The 19,442-nt window shown below is 72.7% G+C and carries 14 protein-coding genes; 3 read left to right on the top strand and 11 right to left on the bottom strand.

What is annotated here, in order from left to right; genetic code table 11:
* Window positions 1-122: 122 nt before the first annotated feature.
* The 3 genes from AB852_RS22130 to lipB all read right to left on the bottom strand — a co-directional run bounded on the left by AB852_RS22130 (window position 123) and on the right by lipB (window position 2,659).
* On the bottom strand, window positions 123-332 hold the full coding sequence (locus tag AB852_RS22130; RefSeq protein WP_073791366.1) for an SCO2195 family GlnR-regulated protein: 210 nt from the start codon (window positions 330-332) through the stop codon (window positions 123-125).
* Between the two features lie 344 nt (window positions 333-676).
* A complete protein-coding gene (lipA, locus tag AB852_RS22125; protein ID WP_073791363.1) occupies window positions 677-1,642 on the bottom strand; it encodes a lipoyl synthase in 966 nt (321 codons plus the stop codon).
* A gap of 162 nt (window positions 1,643-1,804) precedes the next feature.
* Window positions 1,805-2,659: a lipoyl(octanoyl) transferase LipB gene (lipB, locus tag AB852_RS22120; protein ID WP_073791361.1), complete on the bottom strand. Its 855-nt coding sequence runs from the start codon at window positions 2,657-2,659 to the stop codon at window positions 1,805-1,807.
* Window positions 2,660-2,877: 218 nt separating this feature from the next.
* Here lipB and AB852_RS22115 point away from each other — a divergent pair, with 218 nt between their 5' ends.
* On the top strand, window positions 2,878-4,449 hold the full coding sequence (locus AB852_RS22115) for an NsdA family TPR-like regulatory protein (RefSeq protein WP_073791358.1): 1,572 nt from the start codon (window positions 2,878-2,880) through the stop codon (window positions 4,447-4,449).
* A 108-nt stretch (window positions 4,450-4,557) separates the two neighbouring features.
* Here AB852_RS22115 and AB852_RS22110 read toward each other — a convergent pair whose 3' ends face one another.
* Both AB852_RS22110 and AB852_RS22105 read right to left on the bottom strand, forming a co-directional pair.
* Window positions 4,558-5,916: an NAD(P)/FAD-dependent oxidoreductase gene (locus tag AB852_RS22110; protein ID WP_073791355.1), complete on the bottom strand. Its 1,359-nt coding sequence runs from the start codon at window positions 5,914-5,916 to the stop codon at window positions 4,558-4,560.
* 986 nt (window positions 5,917-6,902) lie between these two features.
* Window positions 6,903-7,802 (bottom strand): TIGR01777 family oxidoreductase, encoded by a 900-nt coding sequence (locus AB852_RS22105; protein ID WP_073791353.1) that lies wholly within the window; start codon window positions 7,800-7,802, stop codon window positions 6,903-6,905.
* A gap of 106 nt (window positions 7,803-7,908) precedes the next feature.
* Between AB852_RS22105 and AB852_RS22100 the strand changes: the two genes are divergently transcribed.
* Complete coding sequence (locus tag AB852_RS22100) at window positions 7,909-8,406, top strand: GNAT family N-acetyltransferase (RefSeq protein WP_073791350.1); 498 nt, start codon at window positions 7,909-7,911, stop codon at window positions 8,404-8,406.
* A 19-nt stretch (window positions 8,407-8,425) separates the two neighbouring features.
* On the opposite strand, the gene AB852_RS22095 is transcribed toward AB852_RS22100, so the two are convergent.
* Window positions 8,426-8,953: a DUF4240 domain-containing protein gene (locus AB852_RS22095; RefSeq protein ID WP_073791335.1), complete on the bottom strand. Its 528-nt coding sequence runs from the start codon at window positions 8,951-8,953 to the stop codon at window positions 8,426-8,428.
* 134 nt (window positions 8,954-9,087) lie between these two features.
* Here AB852_RS22095 and AB852_RS22090 point away from each other — a divergent pair, with 134 nt between their 5' ends.
* Window positions 9,088-10,071 carry an SDR family oxidoreductase gene (locus tag AB852_RS22090; RefSeq protein WP_073791712.1) on the top strand — a complete coding sequence of 328 codons (984 nt, stop codon included), beginning with the start codon at window positions 9,088-9,090 and terminating at the stop codon, window positions 10,069-10,071.
* 58 nt (window positions 10,072-10,129) lie between these two features.
* On the opposite strand, the gene AB852_RS22085 is transcribed toward AB852_RS22090, so the two are convergent.
* The 5 genes from AB852_RS22085 to lpdA all read right to left on the bottom strand — a co-directional run bounded on the left by AB852_RS22085 (window position 10,130) and on the right by lpdA (window position 19,239).
* Entirely contained in the window at window positions 10,130-11,140 is a 1,011-nt protein-coding gene (locus AB852_RS22085) for a helix-turn-helix transcriptional regulator (protein ID WP_073791332.1), read from the bottom strand.
* A 123-nt stretch (window positions 11,141-11,263) separates the two neighbouring features.
* Window positions 11,264-13,969, bottom strand: coding sequence for a pyruvate dehydrogenase (acetyl-transferring), homodimeric type (aceE, locus tag AB852_RS22080; protein WP_073791329.1), 2,706 nt, complete (start codon window positions 13,967-13,969; stop codon window positions 11,264-11,266).
* Between the two features lie 1,124 nt (window positions 13,970-15,093).
* Window positions 15,094-15,729 carry a GntR family transcriptional regulator gene (locus AB852_RS22075; protein ID WP_073791326.1) on the bottom strand — a complete coding sequence of 212 codons (636 nt, stop codon included), beginning with the start codon at window positions 15,727-15,729 and terminating at the stop codon, window positions 15,094-15,096.
* A gap of 221 nt (window positions 15,730-15,950) precedes the next feature.
* Complete coding sequence (gene sucB, locus AB852_RS22070; protein ID WP_073791323.1) at window positions 15,951-17,789, bottom strand: 2-oxoglutarate dehydrogenase, E2 component, dihydrolipoamide succinyltransferase; 1,839 nt, start codon at window positions 17,787-17,789, stop codon at window positions 15,951-15,953.
* A 61-nt stretch (window positions 17,790-17,850) separates the two neighbouring features.
* Window positions 17,851-19,239 (bottom strand): dihydrolipoyl dehydrogenase, encoded by a 1,389-nt coding sequence (gene lpdA / locus AB852_RS22065; RefSeq protein ID WP_073791320.1) that lies wholly within the window; start codon window positions 19,237-19,239, stop codon window positions 17,851-17,853.
* Window positions 19,240-19,442 lie beyond the last annotated feature (203 nt).

The following is a 19,442-nucleotide window of genomic DNA, read 5'->3' as shown; positions in this document are numbered from 1 at the left end:
GTTCACGGGGGTGTGGGTCGGACGGTTCGGGAGACCCGGGTGGGGCCGTTCAGGGGGTACGGGCCGAATGGTTCAGGGGCCCGGGCGCAGCCGTCCGGGGGTGCGGGCCGGACGGCTCCGGGTCAGGAGGTGCGGGCGGTGTGGGGGGAGTCCTGGAGCGCGAGCTCGGCCTCGCTGCGGTCCTTGGCCCGGCGGCGGTCCTCCAGGACCGAGGTCCAGGCGTTGCGGCGGGCGGTGCGCTGGCCCCCGCTCATCAGCAGCGACTCGACGGCGCGCAGCGCGGTCGTGACGGACGGGCGGGCGGTGGCGCGGACGGGCGGCGCGGCCTGCATGGTGGTTCCCCCTTGGAGCGCGGCGGGCGGTGCGGTCCCGCACGGCGGCACGGCGGGGCCGGGGGCCGGGCGCGACGGGTTGTGCGGTACTGGTTCGTGCTCCGGTGCCGTACGGCGGTGTACGCGGAGTGGAACCAGGGTCACGGTTCGGTGTTACCAGTGCGTGACCCACCGGTCAAACGGTGATGAACCCCTGACGCGGGTCCGCACCGGACAGCGGCGCGGCCCCGGCGGTCGTCCCACCTGCGGGGACCGTCGGGGCCGCGTCGACCCGGCTCCTACCGGCGGGTAGGAGCCTGTGCGGAGAGTCACACGGGCCGCCAGGGCCCGCGTGAGGTGGTGCCTCAGACCGCCTGGGAGGCGACGTACGCGCCGCGCTTCTCCACGGCCATCTTGTACAGCCGCCCGGCGCGGTACGAGGACCGGACGAGCGGGCCCGACATCACACCGGAGAAGCCGATCTCCTCGGCCTCCGCCTTCAGCTCCACGAACTCGTGCGGCTTCACCCAGCGCTCGACCGGGTGGTGGCGGACCGTCGGCCGCAGGTACTGGGTGATGGTGATCAGCTCGCAGCCCGCGTCGTGCAGCTCGCGCAGCGCCTCGCTGATCTCCTCACGGGTCTCGCCCATGCCGAGGATCAGGTTCGACTTGGTGACCAGCCCGGCCGCGCGGGCCTCGGAGATCACCTTCAGGGAGCGCTCGTAGCGGAAACCGGGGCGGATGCGCTTGAAGATCCGCGGCACCGTCTCGACGTTGTGCGCGAGCACCTCGGTACGGGTGGAGAACACCTCGGCGAGCGCGTCCGGCTCGGCGTTGAAGTCCGGGATCAGCAGCTCGACCTTGGTGCGGCCCTCGGGGCGCTCCGCGGTCATGGCGTGGATCTGGCGGACGGTCTCCGCGTACAGCCAGGCGCCGCCGTCGGCCAGGTCGTCGCGGGCGACGCCGGTGATCGTGGCGTAGTTCAGGTCCATCGTGACGACGGACTCGCCGACGCGGCGCGGCTCGTCACGGTCGAGGGCCTGGGGCTTACCGGTGTCGATGTTGCAGAAGTCGCAACGCCGGGTGCACTGGTCGCCGCCGATGAGGAACGTCGCCTCGCGGTCCTCCCAGCATTCGTAGATGTTGGGACAACCGGCTTCCTGGCACACCGTGTGCAGTCCCTCGCTTTTGACGAGCTTCTGCATCTTCGTGTACTCGGGGCCCATTTTAGCCCGGGTCTTGATCCACTCGGGCTTGCGCTCGATGGGGGTCTGGCTGTTGCGGACCTCCAGGCGCAGCATCTTGCGTCCGTCGGGTGCGACTGCGGACACATCGGCTCCCTGTGCTTCGATTCATGGGCGTCCACCAGGGTACGCCCGTCAGGTGTACGGCCCTGATGTGAGTCCAACCTCAGATCATCGGGGCCCATTCCCCCGTCCGGGGAACAAGATGTCATCGGCACCGGGTGCCGTCGGCGCCCGGCGCCGCCGGGGTCAGGTCCCGGCGCCCGCGGTGTGCCGCGGCCCGGACGCGGCGGCGGGCCGCAGTCCCGTGGCGGGCGCCTCCGGCACCTCGCGGGGCAGCAGCTCGGCGTTCTCCAGGACGTCCGCGAGATGGCGCTCCACGACCGGCAGCACGTCCGCGATGGTGAGAGCGCGCTCCAGCTCGCCCGCCAGCGACGCCACGCCCGCGTCACGGATGCCGCACGGCACGATCCGGTCGAACCAGGTGTTGTCCGGGTTCACGTTCAGCGAGAAGCCGTGCATGGTGACGCCCTTGGCGACCCGGATGCCGATCGCGGCGACCTTGCGGTCCTCGCGGCGCTGGCCCGCGTTCGACGGGGCGTACTCGGGGCCGTTCATCCGGGGGTCGAACTCGTCGTCGGCGAGCCGGGGGTCGAGGTCGAGGGAGAGCCCGCCGAGCGCCGGGCGGCGCTCCACCGGATCACCGAGCACCCACACCCCGCTGCGGCCCTCGATGCGGGTGGTCGTCAGGCCGAACTCCGCACAGGTGCGGATGAGCGCCTCCTCCAGCCTGCGCACATGGGCCACCACGTCCACCGGACGCGGCAGCTTCATGATCGGATAGCCGATGAGCTGCCCCGGGCCGTGCCAGGTGATCTTGCCGCCGCGGTCCACGTCGATCACCGGTGTGCCGTCCAGCGGGCGCTCGCTGTCCTGGGTGCGGCGGCCGGCGGTGTAGACCGGCGGATGCTCCAGGAGCAGGCAGGTGTCCGGCACCTCGTCGGCGAACCGGGCCGCGTGCACCCGGCGCTGCTCGTCCCACGCCGCCCGGTACTCCACCCTGTCCGCGCCGAATCCCAGCCGGACGAACCGAAGCTCACTCACGGCACGTGCCTCCCTGATGACTTTGGGGCGCATATATCCACCCCAGCCACTGTACGACCCGCCGAACTACGTCAGCCGTCGGGCCGATCCTCACACGATCGGATGAATGCGGGGCGAAGGTGGCGTTGCGGACGGCTTCTCCCGCTACATTCACGCCGTTCACAAGGCCATAAGGGCCGCTCAAGGTGTGGCCCGAAAGGCAGGAGACCGCACATCTGATGACGGAACGACCTCCGCAGCGCACACCCAACCGCCAGCTAGCCGCCCTCATCGCGGAGGCGGGGTTCTCCAACGCGGGGCTGGCCCGCCGGGTCGACCAGCTCGGTCTGGAGCATGGGCTCGATCTGCGGTACGACAAGACATCCGTGACCCGCTGGCTGCGCGGACAGCAGCCACGCGGCACCACCCCCGCGCTCATCGCGGAAGTGTTCACCCGCCGCCTCGGGCGCAGACTCACCGCCCAGGACCTCGGGCTCGACGCGTGCGCGCCCGTGTACGCGGGCCTGGAGTTCGCCGCGGGCCCCGAAGAGGCCGTCGACATCGTCAGCGGCCTGTGGCGCAAGGACTCCGGCAGCCACGCCGAACTACGCAAGATCGCCTTCACCCCGGCCGGGCTCGTCGTGCCCAGCCGTGACTGGCTCATCGGTCGCGCCGACGACAAGGTGAGCCGCGGCGACGAACGGGTCCCCGCCGACCGCCGTGACGAGCGCGCCGCGCTCGCCGCGGCACGCGCCGGGCAACTGCCCGAACGGGCCGTCCGGGGCCTGGAGCGGCCCGGCCGTCCCGAGGGTCCCGTCCGGGCCGCCGAACCGGGCGGGGCGCTCCGTATCCCCGCCCAGGGCCGCACGGTCCCGCAACAGAGACAGCGCGGCACCGAACGCGGCCCCGGCCACCGGGTCACCGCCGGGGACATCGCCGCCCTGCGGTCCGTCGCCGAACTCTTCCGCACCCTCGACAACGCCTACGGCGGCGGGCACGCCCGCCAGGCCCTCGTCCGGTACCTGGAGCACGAGGCCGAGCCGATGCTGCGCGGGGTCTACGGCGAGCAGACCGGACGGCGGCTCTTCGGCGCCGCCGCCGAGCTGACCCGGCTCGCGGGCTGGACCTCGTACGACATCGCCGCCCACGGGCTCGCCCAGCGGTACTTCGTCCAGGCCCTGCGGCTGTCGCAGGCCGCCGCGGACCGGGCCTACGGGTCGTACGTGCTGGTCACCATGAGCCGCCAGGCCGTCTACCTCGGCCACGGCCGGGAAGCCGTGCAGCTCGCCCGGGTCGCCCAGCAGGGCATCGGCTCGTCCGCGCCGCACACCGTCCAGTCGCTGCTGCACGCCGCGGAGGCCCGGGGCCACGGCGTGCTCGGTGAGGTACGGGCGTGTACGGCGTCCCTGGTACGGGCCGAGCGGGCACTCGACGCCGCCCGGCCCGGGGACGACGTACCGCACTGGGCCCGGTTCTTCGACCAGGCCCAGCTCGCCGACGAGTTCGGCCACTGCTACCGCGACCTCCAGCAGTACCGGGCCGCGGCGCAGCACGCCGAACGCTCCCTCCAGCTGCGGGCCCCCGGCTTCGCCCGGAGCCGGCTGTTCTGCCGGGTGGTGCTGGCCTGCGCCCGGCTCGGCCTCGGCGAGCTCGACCAGGCGTGCCAGCTGGGCGCCGAGGCCGCGCAGCAGGCGGCCGACATGCGGTCCGTACGGGCCCTGGAGTACGTCCGGGACTTCGAACGCAGACTGGAGCCCTACCGGGACACCGCGCCGGCCCGCGCGTACCGCGACAAGGTCGCGCTGATCTGACGCACCGGTCCGAGGCACCGGCCGGAGGTACTCGGAGGCATCACGTCCGAGGTACCGCGTCCGTGGCATCGCGGCCCGGCCCCGTACCGCCCCCCGGCAGGTACGGGGTCAGGCCGCGAGCCGCTCCGGGGGCCGGGAACGCTCCGGGGCGAGATCCGTGAGGATCGCCGTCGCGGCGCGGTGCCCGGACTGGATGGCGCCACCGAGGGTGCTCGTGTCCCGGTGGTCGCCGCAGACGTACAGCCCGGACAGCACCCGGACCGGCCGCCGTGGATCATGGGGCGCGGGCATCGCGGGCACCGCGTCCGGCACCTGGTGCACGGCCAGCAGCTCCCACCCCCGCGTCGAGGTGCCGTACAGCTCCGCGAGCTGCGCCAGGACCAGCCGTTCCAGACCGGGCGGCGGCGCCCCGAGCACCGTCGACGTGATCAGGGACCGCCCCGCCGGGGCGCGGCTCGGGTCGACCTGGCTGACCACCGCCGTGTGCGCCACCGGACCACGGCGTTCCGTCTCCAGCACCAGCGAGGGCTCGTCCAGCGGCGGCTCCCCGGCCGCGTGATGGACCACCGTCACCGGATGGAAGTCCGGCACCCGCAGCCCCGGCAGCAGTTCGGCGGCCGATCTGGCGTCCGTGGCCAGCAGCACCGCGCGGCAGCGGATCTCACCGTGCTCCTCGGTCCCCACCCGTGTCGTGGACACCGTCCGCGCCCGCACCCCGGTACGCACCGTCCCCGGCGGCAGCGAGGCCGCCAGCCGGTCCGGGAGGGCCTGTGCGCCCCCCTCGGGCAGACACAGCCGCCCCCGGGCGAACGCGTGCAGCGCGAGGTCCGCGCAGCGGCTGGACGTGGTGAGCTCCGGATCGCACAGCAGGGCGGACAGCAGCGGACGCAGGAACCCGTCGACGGTCCGGGGCGCGAACCCTCGTGCCGGGAGGGCCTCGGCCGTCGGCACCTCCGGGCGGGCCAGCAGCCGCTCCACCGGGGTGTCCGCGAGCCGGGCCAGCGCCGACGCGAGCCGCGCCTGGTCCAGTGGGCCCCCGATGGGGCCCGCGACCCGGGGCGACCAGCCCGCCCGGGGGCCCCGGGGGGTGTGCGCCAGGGCCCGCGCCGCCCGCAGCGCACCGCGTGCGCTCCGTGCGCCCCGCGCGCGCCGGACGTTTCTCGGTTCGCCGATCCGGTGGAACCTGTCCTCGCCCCGGATCAGCACCCCCGGCGCGAACGGCCGCAGGACCAGGCCCTCCAGGGCCGGTGTGCGACGGAGTTCGGGATACGCGGTGGACAGCGGGCGGGCGATCCGGTCCAGCCGGAAGCCGTCGACCTCCTCGGTGGACATCCGTCCACCGGGCCGGCCTGCGGCCTCCAGCACCACCGTGGCGATCCCCGCCCTGACCAGGTGCCGGGCGGCCGAGAGTCCGGCGACCCCCGCCCCTACGATGACGACGTCCGCGTTGCGTGCGTGCTCAGGCACGTGCTCCTCCCCGAGGTTGCGCGGCTGCTGCGGGCGTTCCTGCCCCCAACACGGCTCCGGAATACCCGAGTTCCGGTCGAGATTAGGAGACCCACGCGGTTCCGGGAGTCGCGCGTCGCCGTGGCACGGACGCACGGGTCGCCTTCGCTTGCGCCCCCGGGGTCTGTCCGGCTGGGCGTACTTCGTTCCTGTGCCGTCGCTCGTGGGTGCGCAGTTCCCCGCGCCCCTGGGTGCTGCCTCCTGGTGTCGCTCTTCGGGTGCGGGCCTGTTCTCGTTTTTGCGCAGTTCCCCGCGCCCCTTTGGGGCGCGTCCGGCTTGTTCTTCGGGTCGGTGCCGGTCGGGATTCTCCGTCCTCGATCCGACGCGCTCGGTCGGACGTTCATGTGGTCCTACTGAAGAGCATCGGAGTCTGCGGGCAGAGATTCCCGCCCACCCCCTCCGGTGAGTCCGGCGACTGCGCGGGGAGGGTGGTCCCGCACCCGAAAGGCCGCCTGAAGGAGCGCCCCAAAGGGGCGCGGGGAACTGCGCACCCCCGGAGTACCCGCACGAGAACAGGTACGCCCAGGTGGGGAACCCCAGGGGCGCGGGGAACTGCGCGAGGGCGACCCGCACCCGAAGAAGCGACCGCAACGGGGCAGCATCCAGGGGCGCGGGGAACTGCGCGAAAGACGAGAACCGGCCCGCCCCCGAAGAGCAACCGCAACAGGGCAGCATCCAGGGACGCGGGGAACTGCGCGAAAGACGAGAACCGGCCCGCACCCGAAGAGCAACCGCAACAGGGCAGCATCCAGGGGCGCGGGGAACTGCGCACCCCCGGAGTACCCGCACGAGAACAGGTACGCCCAGGTGGGGAACCCCAGGGGCGCGGGGAACTGCGCGAAACCCACGAGCGACGGCACAGGGACAAGTACGCCCAGCCGGACAGACCCAGAGGCGCAAGCGAGGACGACCCGCACCGGAGAACTCGAAGGCGCAAGCGAAGGCGGTCAGTGGAGGGCGGACCGCAGGGTCTCGTCGATGCCGGGGAACGCGAAGGCGAACCCCGAGTCCAGCAGCTTGCGGGGCACCGCCCGGGTACTGGTCAGCACGTCCGTCGCCATCTCGCCGAGCAGCAACCGCACCGCGGGGGCCGGCGCGGTGAACACCGCCGGACGCCGCAGCACCCGCCCCATCGCCGCCGTGATCTCACGGTTCGTCAGCGGCTCGGGCGCCGTCAGGTTCACCGGGCCCGACAGCTCCTCGGTGTCCAGCAGATACCGCAACGCGGCCACCTCGTCGTGCAGCGAGATGAAGCTCCAGTAGTGCCGCCCGTCCCCGAGCCGCCCCCCGAGCCCCGCCTTGAACAGCGGGAACAACCGCTGCCAGGCCCCGCCCTGCCGGGCCACCACGAGCCCGGTACGGGCGAACACCGTCCGTACCCCCGCCTCCTCGGCGGGCGCCGCGGCCTCCTCCCACTCGATCCCCAGCGAGGCGAGGAACCCGGAGCCGGGCGGCGCGCTCTCGTCGACCGCGCGGTCACCGGTGTCGCCGTAGAAACCGATCGCGCTGCCGTTCACGAACACCCGGGGCGGGACGTCCAGCGCCGCGACGGCCTCCGCGAGGGTGACCGTACCGAGCACCCGGCTGTCCCGGATCCGGCGTTTGTACGCCGCCGTCCAGCGGTGGTCGGCCACCCCCGCGCCCGCGAGGTTCACCACGGCGTCGCAGCCCGCGAGACCGGCCGCGTCGATCCGCTGGCGCAGCGGGTCCCAGCGGAGCTCGTCGGGTCCGCGCGGCGCGCGCCGCACCAGCCGGACCACCTGGTGTCCGTCGGCGCCCAGGGAACGTACGAGGGCGGAGCCGATCAGCCCGGAGGCTCCGGCGACCGCGATACGGGATGCCTGCATGACCCCATCCTGCCCATGGAACCCTCGCGCGCCCCCGGCGGGACGCGCTCACCAGCACCGGAAATTTCCCGGCACGCCGTCCCGCCTGCCCCTTAGGGTGACGGGTATGCCCGATCGTCCCGTACCGTCCGTACGTCCCGCGCGCGCCGGGGACGAGGACACGCTCGCCCGTATCGACCGTGACACCTGGTCGACCCTGCACGCGGTCTCCCCCGCGCCGGAGCCCCCGTACCAGCCGTTCTTCGACGAGCGGCACGCTGTCGACGACCATCTGGTGGCCGAACTGGCGGGCGCCGTCGTCGGCTATGTCCGGCTCGGCAGCCCCACCCCGCTCGCGTCCAACGCCCATGTCCGGCAGATCCAGGGCCTCGCCGTCACCGACGGCGCGCGCGGCACCGGGGCGGGCCGCGCCCTGGTGCGGGCCGCCGTCGCGGAGGCCGGGCGGCGGGGCGCGCGGCGGATCACCCTGCGCGTCCTCGGACACAACGCCCCCGCCCGCGCGCTGTACGAGTCGGAGGGCTTCACCGTCGAGGGCGTCCAGCCGGAGGAGTTCCTCGTCGGCGGGCAGTACGTGGACGACGTGCTGATGGGCCGCTCCCTGTGACCGGCGGGCCCCGGGCGGCTCAGATGTCCGACTGGCCGAAGCGGTCCCACAGCCGGGGGTAGTAGCTCGCGAGGACGGCGTCGTCCTCGAAGTCCAGCGGACTGCCCTCCGGCTCCCGCGGCGGGGGCGGCAGCCCCAGGTCCGGCGCGGCCGAACCGGTCAGCTGCTCGTACGCCTCGTCCGCCGCGTACCCCAGCTCCTCCGCGTCGCCGTCCACCGCCGGGTCGAAGTCGTCCAGCAGCCCGGCCAGGTCGTCGGGGGAGTGCAGGGCGCCCTCGAAGACCTCCCGGCCCTGGCCGATCAGCCAGCAGCGGAAGAAGTCGAACGCGTCGTCGCTGACCCCGTCCAGCAGCACCCAGGCGGCGCCCCACAGATCCCAGCGGTATGCCCGGTTGTAGCGGGCCTCGAAATGCCGGGAGAAGTCCAGGACGGACTCGGGGTCCAGCCCCAGCAGCCGCTCGACCAGCGCGTCGGCCTGGTCGTCGGGGTCCGGCCCGGCGGCCTCGCGGGTGCTGTCGATCAGCTCCCAGAACTCCGTCTCGTCCATCACGGGACCAGCATCGGCCTTCGGCCCCCGCGCCGCACGCCGAGTGCGCGTACGTGCACCCGTTGCGGCCGGTCCGGGGAGCCCCGCCGGAAAGGCGACAGAGGATGTCCGGATTGGACGGCACCATCGGGTCCATGACCGACCACACCACTCCGCTTCCCGCCACCGGCACCGCGACCACCCCGCCCGGCGGGCCCCTGACCGGCCGGATCGCCCTGGTCGCCGGGGCCACCCGGGGCGCCGGACGCGCCATCGCCGTGGAACTCGGCCGCGCCGGAGCCACCGTCTACGCCACCGGACGTACCACCCGCGCGCGGGTCAGCGAACTGGGACGCGCCACGGAGACCATCGAGGGCACGGTGGAACTCGTCGACGCGGCGGCGGCCGCCGCGCACTCCGGCGGCGCCGGGATCGCCGTCCCGACCGACCATCTGGAGGCCGACCGGGTACGCGCCCTGCTCGACCGGGTGGAACGCGACCACGGACGGCTCGACATCCTCGTCAACGACATGTGGGGCGGAAACCCGCTCCTCGACTTCGGCACCCGGATGTGGGACGTCGACCTCGACCGGGGCCTGCGGATGCTCGACCTCGGGGTCCGCAGCCACATCATCACCAGCAGTGTCGCGCTGCCCCTGCTGGTCCGGCACCCCGGCGCCCTGCTCATCGAGGTCACCGACGGCACCGCCCGCACCAACCAGGTCTCCCGGGAGAACTTCTACTACGACCTCGCCAAGAACGCCCCCATCCGGATGGCCTTCCTCCTCGCCGGGGAACTGGAGGACGTCGGCGGCACCGCTGTCGCCGTCACCCCCGGCTTCCTGCGCTCCGAGGAGATGCTCGACGCCTTCGGCCTGACCGAGGAGACCTGGCGGGACGGCATCGGCGGGCAACAGCACTGGGAACTGTCCGAGTCACCGGCCTACCTCGCCCGGGGGATCGCCGCCCTCGCCGCCGACCCGGACCGGCGCCGCTTCACCGGACGGTCCCTCGACAGCGGCGAACTCGCCCGCGAGTACGGCGTCACCGACACGGACGGCAGCCGCCCGGACGTCTGGGGCTTCATCCTCAAGGAGCGGGCGGGCGAGCACCCCGATCCGGCGGCCCACCGCCGCTGACCCGCACGCGCGCGGCCCGTGTCTCCGCCCGGGGGAGACACGGGCCGCCGCCGGTCCGTCAGCGGTAGTGGCGCGCCATCCGCTCCGTCGCGTCCGTGAACCGGCGCCGCAGCGCGGGCGGCGCGAGCACCTCCGCCTCCGGCCCCAGCATCAGCAGCTGGCTGTACGCCACCTCGTCCGACTCCACGGGCACCGTGACCGTCACCCGGCCCCGCGCGTCCGGCTCCCCGGGCTCCGCCAGCGCCTCCCCGGCCGCAGCCGCGCCCACCGCGTGCCGCAGCAGCCGCGCCCCCTCCGCCGACAGCCGGACGACCGCCGACGTACGCAGCAGGGCCCGCGCGAACTGCGCGCCCCGCTCGGCCCAGAACCCCGGCAGATCGAAATCCCCGTCCCGGTCGAACCGCTCCGCCCCGGCCGCTACCGCCGTGAACCGGTCGATCCGGTAGACCCGGTACGCCCCCGTGTCCGCCCGGGCGCACAGGTACCAGACACCCGCCTTCAGGACCAGCCCGTACGGCTCCAGCACCCGCTCCACCTCGGCGGGGCGCGCGTCCTCCCCCTCGCCGCTCCCCGGGGAGACGCCGCCGCCCTGGCGGTAGCGGGCGGTGATCCGGCGGTCGTCCCAGACGGCGTCCGCGACCGCGGGCAGCAGCGCCGGGGCCTTCGGCGCGTGGAACCAGCCCGGGGCGTCCAGATGGAACCGCTGCGCGGCCGTACGGGACGCGCCGCGCAACGACGGCATCAGCGCGGCCGACACCTTCAGCCGGGCCGCCGACGCCGCGTCCTCCAGCCCCATCTCCCGCAGGGCACCCGGCACCCCCGACAGGAACAGCGCCTCCGCCTCGCCCCGGTCCAGGCCCGTCAGCCGGGTGCGGTAGCCGCCCACGAGCCGGTAGCCGCCCACGCGCCCCCGGTCCGCGTACACCGGCACCCCGGCCTCGGAGAGGGCCTGTGCGTCCCGGGTGACGGTCCGCTCGGACACCTCCAGCTCCCGCGCCAGCTCGGCCGCCGTCATCGACGCCCGCGCCTGGAGCAGCAGCACCATCCTGATCAACCGCGCAGCCCGCATCCCCCCATGATGCCGCCCGCCACCCCTGCCCCCGGCCCGCCCGGGGAACGCCGAAGGGCGGGGGCGCGGACGGCCGTCACGGCCACCCGCACCCCCGCCCCTCGGACGGCTGCTCCCGGACCGCTACAGCCCGTAACGCTCGCGCGACTCCTTCACCGCGGCGGCGGGTACCTCACCGCGGCGCGCCAGCTGGGCCAGCGCGGCCACGACGACCGACTCGGCGTCGACACCGAAGTGGCGGCGCGCGGCGTCGCGGGTGTCGGAGAGCCCGAACCCGTCGGCCCCCAGCGAGGTCCAGTCCTGCTCGACCCACTGCGCGATCTGGTCCGGCACCTGCCGCATGTAGTCGCTGACGGCCAGCACGGGCCCCTCGGCCCCGGCGAGCGCCTTGCGCAGGAACGGCGTCCGGTCCTCACCGCGCAGCACCGCCGCGTCCGCCTCCAGCGCGTCGCGCCGCAGCTCGGTCCACGAAGTCGCCGACCATACGTCGGACCCGACGCCCCACTCCTCCGCCAGCATCCGCTGCGCCTTCAGCGCCCAGTGGATCGCCGTACCGGAGCCGAGCAGCTGGATACGCGGCGCGTTCACCGGCAGGGTGAGCCCGGCGGACTCCGCGGTGTTGAAGCGGTACAGCCCCTTGACGATGCCCTCGTCGATCCCGCCCGGCTTCGCGGGCTGCGGCATCGGCTCGTTGTAGACCGTGAGGTAGTAGAAGACGTCCTGGTCCTCACCGGCCACCGGCTCGCCGTACATCCGCCGCAGACCGTCCTTGACGATCGCGGCGACCTCGTACGCGAACGCCGGGTCGTACGACATCGCGGCCGGGTTGGTCGCGGCGATCACCGGCGAGTGCCCGTCGGCGTGCTGGAGGCCCTCACCGGTCAGCGTGGTCCGCCCGGCCGTCGCGCCCACCAGGAAGCCGCGCCCGAGCTGGTCGCCGAGCTGCCACATCTGGTCGGCGGTGCGCTGCCAGCCGAACATCGAGTAGAAGATGTAGAACGGGATCATCGTCTCGCCGTGCGTCGCGTACGACGTGCTCGCGGCGATGAAGTCCGCCATGGACCCGGCCTCGGTGATCCCCTCGTTGAGGATCTGGCCGTCCTGGGCCTCGCGGTAGTACATCAGCTGGTCACGGTCGACCGGCTCGTACGTCTGGCCCTTCGGCGAGTAGATCCCGAGCGACGGGAACAGCGACTCCATACCGAAGGTGCGGGCCTCGTCGGGGACGATCGGCACCCAGCGGCGGCCGGTCTCCTTGTCCCGGATGAGGTCCTTGACCAGCCGGACGAACGCCATCGTCGTGGCGACCGACTGGCTGCCGGAGCCCTTGTCGAACGACGCGAACGCCTTGTCCGCGGGCGCGGGCAGCGGCGCCACCGGGTGCACCCGGCGCGCGGGGGCGGGGCCGCCGAGGGCCGCGCGGCGCTCCTGGAGGTAGCGGACCTCGGGGGAGTCGGCGCCGGGGTGGCCGTAGGGCACCACACCGTCGACGAACGCGCTGTCCGCGATCGGCAGGTCCAGCAGGTCCCGCATGTCCTTGAACTCGTCCGTGGACAGCTTCTTCATCTGGTGGTTCGCGTTCTTCGACGCGAAGCCCCGACCCAGGGTGAAGCCCTTCACGGTCTGCGCGAGGATCACCGTCGGCGCGCCCTTGTGGGAGACCGCGGCACGGTAGGCGGCGTACACCTTGCGCGGCTCGTGGCCACCGCGCGACAGATGGAAGCACTCCAGGATCTTGTCGTCGCTGACGAGCTTCGAGAGCTCCGCCAGCGCCGGGTCCTTGCCGAAGAAGTCCGCGCGGATGTAGGCCGCGTCACGCGTCTGGTACGTCTGCACCTGCGCGTCGGGTACCTCACGCAGCCGCCGTACCAGGGCGCCGGTGGTGTCCAGCTGGAACAGCTCGTCCCAGGCGGTGCCCCACAGCGACTTCACGACATTCCAGCCGGCGCCCCGGAACTGGGCCTCCAGCTCCTGGACGATCTTGAAGTTGGCGCGGACCGGGCCGTCGAGGCGCTGGAGGTTGCAGTTGATGACGAAGGTGAGGTTGTCCAGCTCCTCGCGGGCGGCGAGCGCGAGGGCCGCCGTCGACTCGGGCTCGTCCATCTCACCGTCACCGAGGAACGCCCACACATGCGAGGCGGACAGGTCCTTGATGCCGCGGTTGGTCAGATACCGGTTGAACCGGGCCTGGTAGATCGCCGACAGCGGGCCGAGACCCATGGAGACGGTCGGGAACTCCCAGAGCCAGGGCAGCCGCCGCGGGTGCGGGTAGGAGGGCAGTCCGTTGCCGCCCGCCTCCTGGCGGAAGTTGTCCAGGTGCGCCTCGGTGAGCCTGCCGTCGAGGAAGGCACGGGCGTAGATGCCGGGGGAGGCGTGACCCTGGATGTAGAGCTGGTCGCCGGAGCCCGGCGCGTCCGCCGCCTCCTTGCCCCGGAAGAAGTGGTTGAAGCCGGTCTCGTACAGCCAGGCGGCCGAGGCGAACGTCGCGATATGGCCGCCGACGCCGTGTTTGCTGCCGCGGGTGACCATGGCCGCCGCGTTCCAGCGGTTCCAGCCGGCGATCCGCTGCTCCAGCGCCTCGTCACCCTCGGGCGCGGGCTCGGCGGAGGTCGGGATCGTGTTGACGTAGTCGGTCTCCAGCAGCTTGGGCAGCGCGAGACCGGCGCCCTCGGCGCGCTCCAGCGTGCGCCGCATCAGGTACGCGGCACGGTGGGGACCGGCGGCCTTGGTGACGGCGTCCAGGGAGGCCTGCCATTCGGCGGTCTCCTCGGGGTCACGGTCGGGGAGCTGGTCGAGCTGGCTGGGCTGGATCGCGGTGGGGTCGGTCATTTCGCCGCCTTCCGGTGTCGAAGGGGGTTCCCTCATCGGTAGGGGTCCGGGGGGTGCCCTTGTTCTTGGCAGGACAGGGCGAGGGCTCGGGTAGGAGCCCGACGGTGACTGTAACTCCCTGATCGATGATCGATCAAAGGGTTGATCGGTAAAACCTCTCCGAATCAAGAAAGTCGGCACGGAGTGCCTCTGCGGCAGGCATGGGGTGCCCTGGTTTTCGCAGGTGGGCGGGGGTGCTCCGCACGTTTGAGCGGTTCGCGTCTCCCTTGAACCCCGGGCCGCGGAGGGATGCCCGCCGACGCGGGTCCGGGTCCCCTGTGCGGGCCGCCTTCGCTTGCGCTTCCCAGGTCTGTCCGGCTGGACGTACGTGTTCCTGTGCCGTCACTCGTCGTTTTTGCGCAGTTCCCCGCGCCCCTGGGTTTCCTGTGCTGGGGGCACTTGTCCCTGTGCCGTCGCTCGTGGGGTGCGCAGTTCCCCGCGCCCCTTGGGTCGCGCCTCTTGCGGTTCCCGTTCGGGTGCGGGTGGTCGTTGGTTGCTCGCGCAGTTCCCCGCGCCCCTGGATGCTGCCCCTTCGGGCTTGTTCGTCGGGTGCGGGCCGGTCCTCGTCTTCGCGCAGTTCCTCGCGCCCCTTTGGGGGCGCTCACCTGGGGCTGTTCTCAGTCTGCGGGTGGGGTCAGACAGCGGGCCGGCGTCAGCCCGGGGCTGGGGTTCAAACCCCCCTCCTCGCGGAGTCGCGCTGCTGCGGGAGGGGGTGGGCGGGAATCTCTGCTCGCAGACTCCGATGCTCTTCAGTCGGACCACGGAACGTCTTACCGAGCGTGTCGGATCGAGGACGGAGAATCCCGACCGGCACCGACCCGAAGAACCGACCGGACGCGCCCCAAAGGGGCGCGGGGAACTGCGCGAAAACGACGAGCGACGGCACAGGAACGAAGTGCGTCCAGCACAAGAAACCCAGGGGCGCGGGGAACTGCGCACCCACGAACGACCCGCACAGGAAAGGTGCGCCCACCCGGACAGACCTGGGAAGCGCAAGCGAAGGCGACCCGTGGGGAACTGCGCGAGAACGACGAGCGACGGCACAGGAACAAGCGCGTCCAGCCGGACAAAGGCGCCGGCGGGAGCTACACCGCTGCGTCGGGCCGCGGCGCGCAGCCGAGTACGTGGGCCTTGACCAGCTCGGCGATAGCCGGATCACGCCGCTTGAACGCCGCGACAAGCGCCTCGTGCTCCTCGGCATAGGACTGCTGAACCGTCCCCAGCCACCGGATGGAGAGCGAGGTGAAGACCTCGATCCCCAGCCCCTCCCACGTATGCAGCAGCACCGCGTTCCGCGCGGCCCGCACCATCTCCCGGTGGAACGCCACGGTGTGCCGCACCTGCCCGGTCCCGTCGGCGAGCCGGTCCGCCGCGTACAGCGCCTCCACATGCGGCTCCAGCGCCGAGCAGTCCGCCGCGAGCCGCTCCGCCGCGAGCTCCGCGGCGATCGCCTCAAGCCCCGCCCGCACGGGATAGCTCTCCTCCAGGTCCGCCGCGCTGAGGTTGCGCACCCGGACCCCCTTGTTCGGGGCCGACTCGATCAGCCGCAGCGACTCCAGCTCCCGCAGCGCCTCCCGCACGGGAGTCTGGCTGACCTCCAGCTCCGTGGCGATCCGCCGCTCGACGATCCGCTCACCCGGCTTCCAGCGCCCGCTCACGATCCCCTCCACGATGTGCTCGCGGATCTGTTCGCGTAGCGAGTGGACGACGGGCGCGGTCATGACGGGCTCCTTGCTGCCGGGCGTCGTGGGGACCCCCAAGGGCGTTGACCTTTAGACAATACGGCTGCGCCCCCGTCCGGAAGTCATCCGAACGGGGGCGTTGTCCCAGGTGTGGTGAGCCTTACAGGCCGTCCGCACCGTCGAACCGCGTGTCGCGGGCAACCCGGCCGTCACCCGTACGGGGGAACGTACACCTATCCCCGTACGGGCGGCCGGACCGGCTACAGACCGAGCTCGACCTCGAACTCGCCGGCCTCCAGGATCGCCTTGACGGCGCTGAGGTACCGGGCGGCGTCGGCGCCGTCGACCAGACGGTGGTCGTACGACAGCGACAGGTACGTCATGTCCCGGACGCCGATCACGGTGCCGTCGGGGGTCTCGATGACCGCCGGACGCTTGACCGTGGCGCCGATGCCCAGGATGGCGGCCTGGGTGGGCGGCACGATCACCGTGTCGAAGAGCGCGCCGCGCGAGCCGGTGTTGCTCACCGTGAAGGTCGCGCCCGCGAGGTCGTCGGGGCGGATCTTGTTGGTGCGCACGGCACCGGCCAGCTCGGCGGTCTTCTTGGCGATACCGGCGATGTTGAGGTCGCCCGCGCCCTTGATGACCGGGGTCATCAGCCCCTTCTCGGAGTCCACGGCGATGCCGATGTTCTCCGTGTCGAAGTAGGTGATGGTCCCCTCGTCCTCGTTGATCCGGGCGTTGACGATCGGGTGCGCCTTGAGCGCCTGGGCCGCCGCCTTCACGTAGAAGGGCATCGGGGACAGCTTGACGCCCTCACGGGCGGCGAAGGAGTCCTTGGCCTGGGCACGCAGCCGCATCAGCCGGGTCACGTCCACCTCGACGACCGAGGTGAGCTGCGCCTGGCTGTGCAGCGCCTTCATCATGTTGTCGCCGATGAGCTTGCGCATCCGGGTCATCTTGACCGTCTGACCGCGCAGCGGGGACACCTCAAGGGCCGGGGCCTTCTTGGCGGCCGGAGCGGCGGCCGGTGCGGCAGCGGCGGCGGGCGCCGGAGCCGCGGCGGCCTTGGCGGCCTCTCCCGCGGCGATGACGTCCTGCTTGCGGATACGGCCGCCGACACCGGTGCCCTTGACGGACGACAGCGCGACACCGTTCTCGGCGGCGAGCTTGCGCACCAGCGGGGTGACGTAGGCGCCCTCGTCCGTGTCCCGCGCGGCGGCGGGGGCGGGAGCGGAGGGAGCCTGCGGCGCCGCGGGAGCGGCCGGAGCCGGAGCCGGAGCGGCCGGAGCCGGAGCGGCCGGGGCAGCGGCGGCGGGCGCCGGGGCCGGAGCGGCCGGTGCGGGCGCCGGAGCAGCCGGAGCCGGGGTGGCGGCCGGGGCGGGGGCCTCGGCTGCCGGAGCCGGGGCCGGAGCCGCGGCGGGGGCCGGGGCGGCGGCGGGAGCGGCACCCGGGGCACCGATCACCGCGAGCTTGGCGCCGACCTCCGCGGTCTCGTCCTCACCGACGGTGATCTCCAGGAGAACACCGGCGACGGGCGAGGGGATCTCGGTGTCGACCTTGTCGGTGGACACCTCCAGCAGCGGCTCGTCGGCGTCGACGGAGTCACCGACGGCCTTCAGCCAGCGGGTGACGGTGCCCTCGGTGACGCTCTCACCGAGCGCCGGAAGGACCACGTCGGTGCCCTCGGCGGCCCCGCCCGCCGGAGCGGCGGCAGGAGCCTCGGGGGCGGCGGGGGCCTCGGCGGCCGGGGCCTCGGCGACGGGCGCCGGGGTCTCGGCAGGCTGCTCGGCGGGCTGCTCGGGGGCCGGGGCGGGAGCCTCGGCGGCGGCCGGGGCCGGGTCGGCGGCGGGGGCACCGCTGCCGTCGTCGATGACGGCCAGCTCTGCGCCGACCTCCACCGTCTCGTCCTCGGCGACCTTGATGGACGCCAGAATGCCGGCGGCGGGCGAGGGGATCTCGGTGTCGACCTTGTCGGTCGACACCTCCAGCAGCGGCTCGTCGAGTTCGACGCGCTCGCCCTCGGCCTTCAGCCAGCGGGTGACAGTGCCCTCGGTGACGCTCTCACCGAGCGCCGGAAGGGATACGGAAACCGCCATGGTTTCGGTTGCTCCTTACGAAAGTGCGGAAGTCTGTGGTCGTCGCGCCCGGTGACCGGAATCAGTCGTGGGAGTGGAGGGGCTTGCCCGCCAGTGCGAGGTGGGCCTCGCCGAGCGCTTCGTTCTGGGTCGGGTGGGCGTGGATGAGCTGGGCGACCTCGGCCGGCAGCGCTTCCCAGTTGTAGATCAACTGGGCCTCGCCGACCTGCTCGCCCATCCGGTCGCCGACCATATGGACGCCGACCACGGCACCGTCCTTGACCTGGACGAGCTTGATCTCGCCCGCGGTCTTCAGGATCTTGCTCTTGCCGTTGCCCGCCAGGTTGTACTTCAGGGCGACGACCTTGTCCGCGCCGTAGATCTCCTTGGCCTTGGCCTCGGAGATGCCCACGGAGGCGACCTCGGGGTGGCAGTAGGTGACCCGGGGCACACCGTCGTAGTCGATCGGCACGGTCTTCAGACCGGCCAGCCGCTCCGCCACCAGGATGCCCTCCGCGAAGCCGACGTGCGCGAGCTGGAGGGTCGGGACCAGGTCACCGACGGCCGAGACCGTGGGCACATTGGTCTGCATGTACTCGTCGACGAGGACATAGCCGCGGTCCAGCGCGACACCCTGCTCCTCGTACCCGAGGCCCTGGGAGACCGGGCCGCGGCCGATGGCGACGAGCAGCACCTCCGCCTCGAAGACCTTGCCGTCGGCAAGGGTCACCCGGACGCCGTCCTGGGTGTACTCCGCCTTCTCGAAGAAGGTGCCGAGGTTGAACTTGATGCCCCGCTTGCGGAAGGCGCGCTCCAGCAGCTTGGAGCTGTTCTCGTCCTCGGCCGGCACCAGGTGCTTCAGGCCCTCGACCACGGTCACGTCGGTGCCGAAGGACTTCCACGCCGAGGCGAACTCGACGCCGATGACACCGCCGCCGAGGATGATCGCGGACTCGGGCACCCGGTCCAGGGTCAGCGCGTGGTCCGAGGAGATGACGCGGTTGCCGTCGATCTCCAGACCCGGCAGCGACTTCGGCACGGAGCCGGTCGCGAGCAGCACATGGCGGCCCTGCACGCGCTGCCCGTTCACGTCGACCGAGGTCGGCGACGACAGCCGGCCCTCGCCCTCGATGTACGTCACCTTGCGCGAGGCCACCAGGCCCTGGAGGCCCTTGTAGAGGCCCGCGATGACATCGTCCTTGTACTTGTGGACGGCCTTGATGTCGATGCCGTCGAAGGTCGCCCGGACACCGAACTGCTCGGCCTCGCGGGCCTGGTCGGCGATCTCGCCGGCGTGGAGCAGGGCCTTCGTCGGGATGCAGCCGTTGTGCAGGCAGGTACCGCCCAGCTTGTTCTTCTCGATCAGAGCGACGTCCAGACCCAGCTGGGCGCCACGCAGGGCCGCGGCGTAACCGCCGCTACCGCCGCCGAGGATCACTAGGTCGAAAACGGTGCTGGCGTCGTTCGCCACGTCACGTCCTCCATGCATTGCGCCGCGTGCCGGGCCCTGTTTCCGGAGGGTGTCCGGCCGGTCGGCTGGTGTGGCCGCTCTTTCTACGGCCCTGTGGTGGGGGCCCTGTCCTGCCGCTGCCCATCTTCGCACTAGTCGGGGGGTGGAGGGACGCCGGTCCCCTTGGTGGTATCGCTCACACACCGGTACGGCCCCGGGCGCGG

This window comes from Streptomyces uncialis, from assembly GCF_001905345.1.
Classification (GTDB): Bacteria; Actinomycetota; Actinomycetes; order Streptomycetales; family Streptomycetaceae; genus Streptomyces; species Streptomyces uncialis.
Note: the sequence above shows the minus strand (reverse complement) of the source record. Positions and strands in the feature narration are given on the sequence as shown.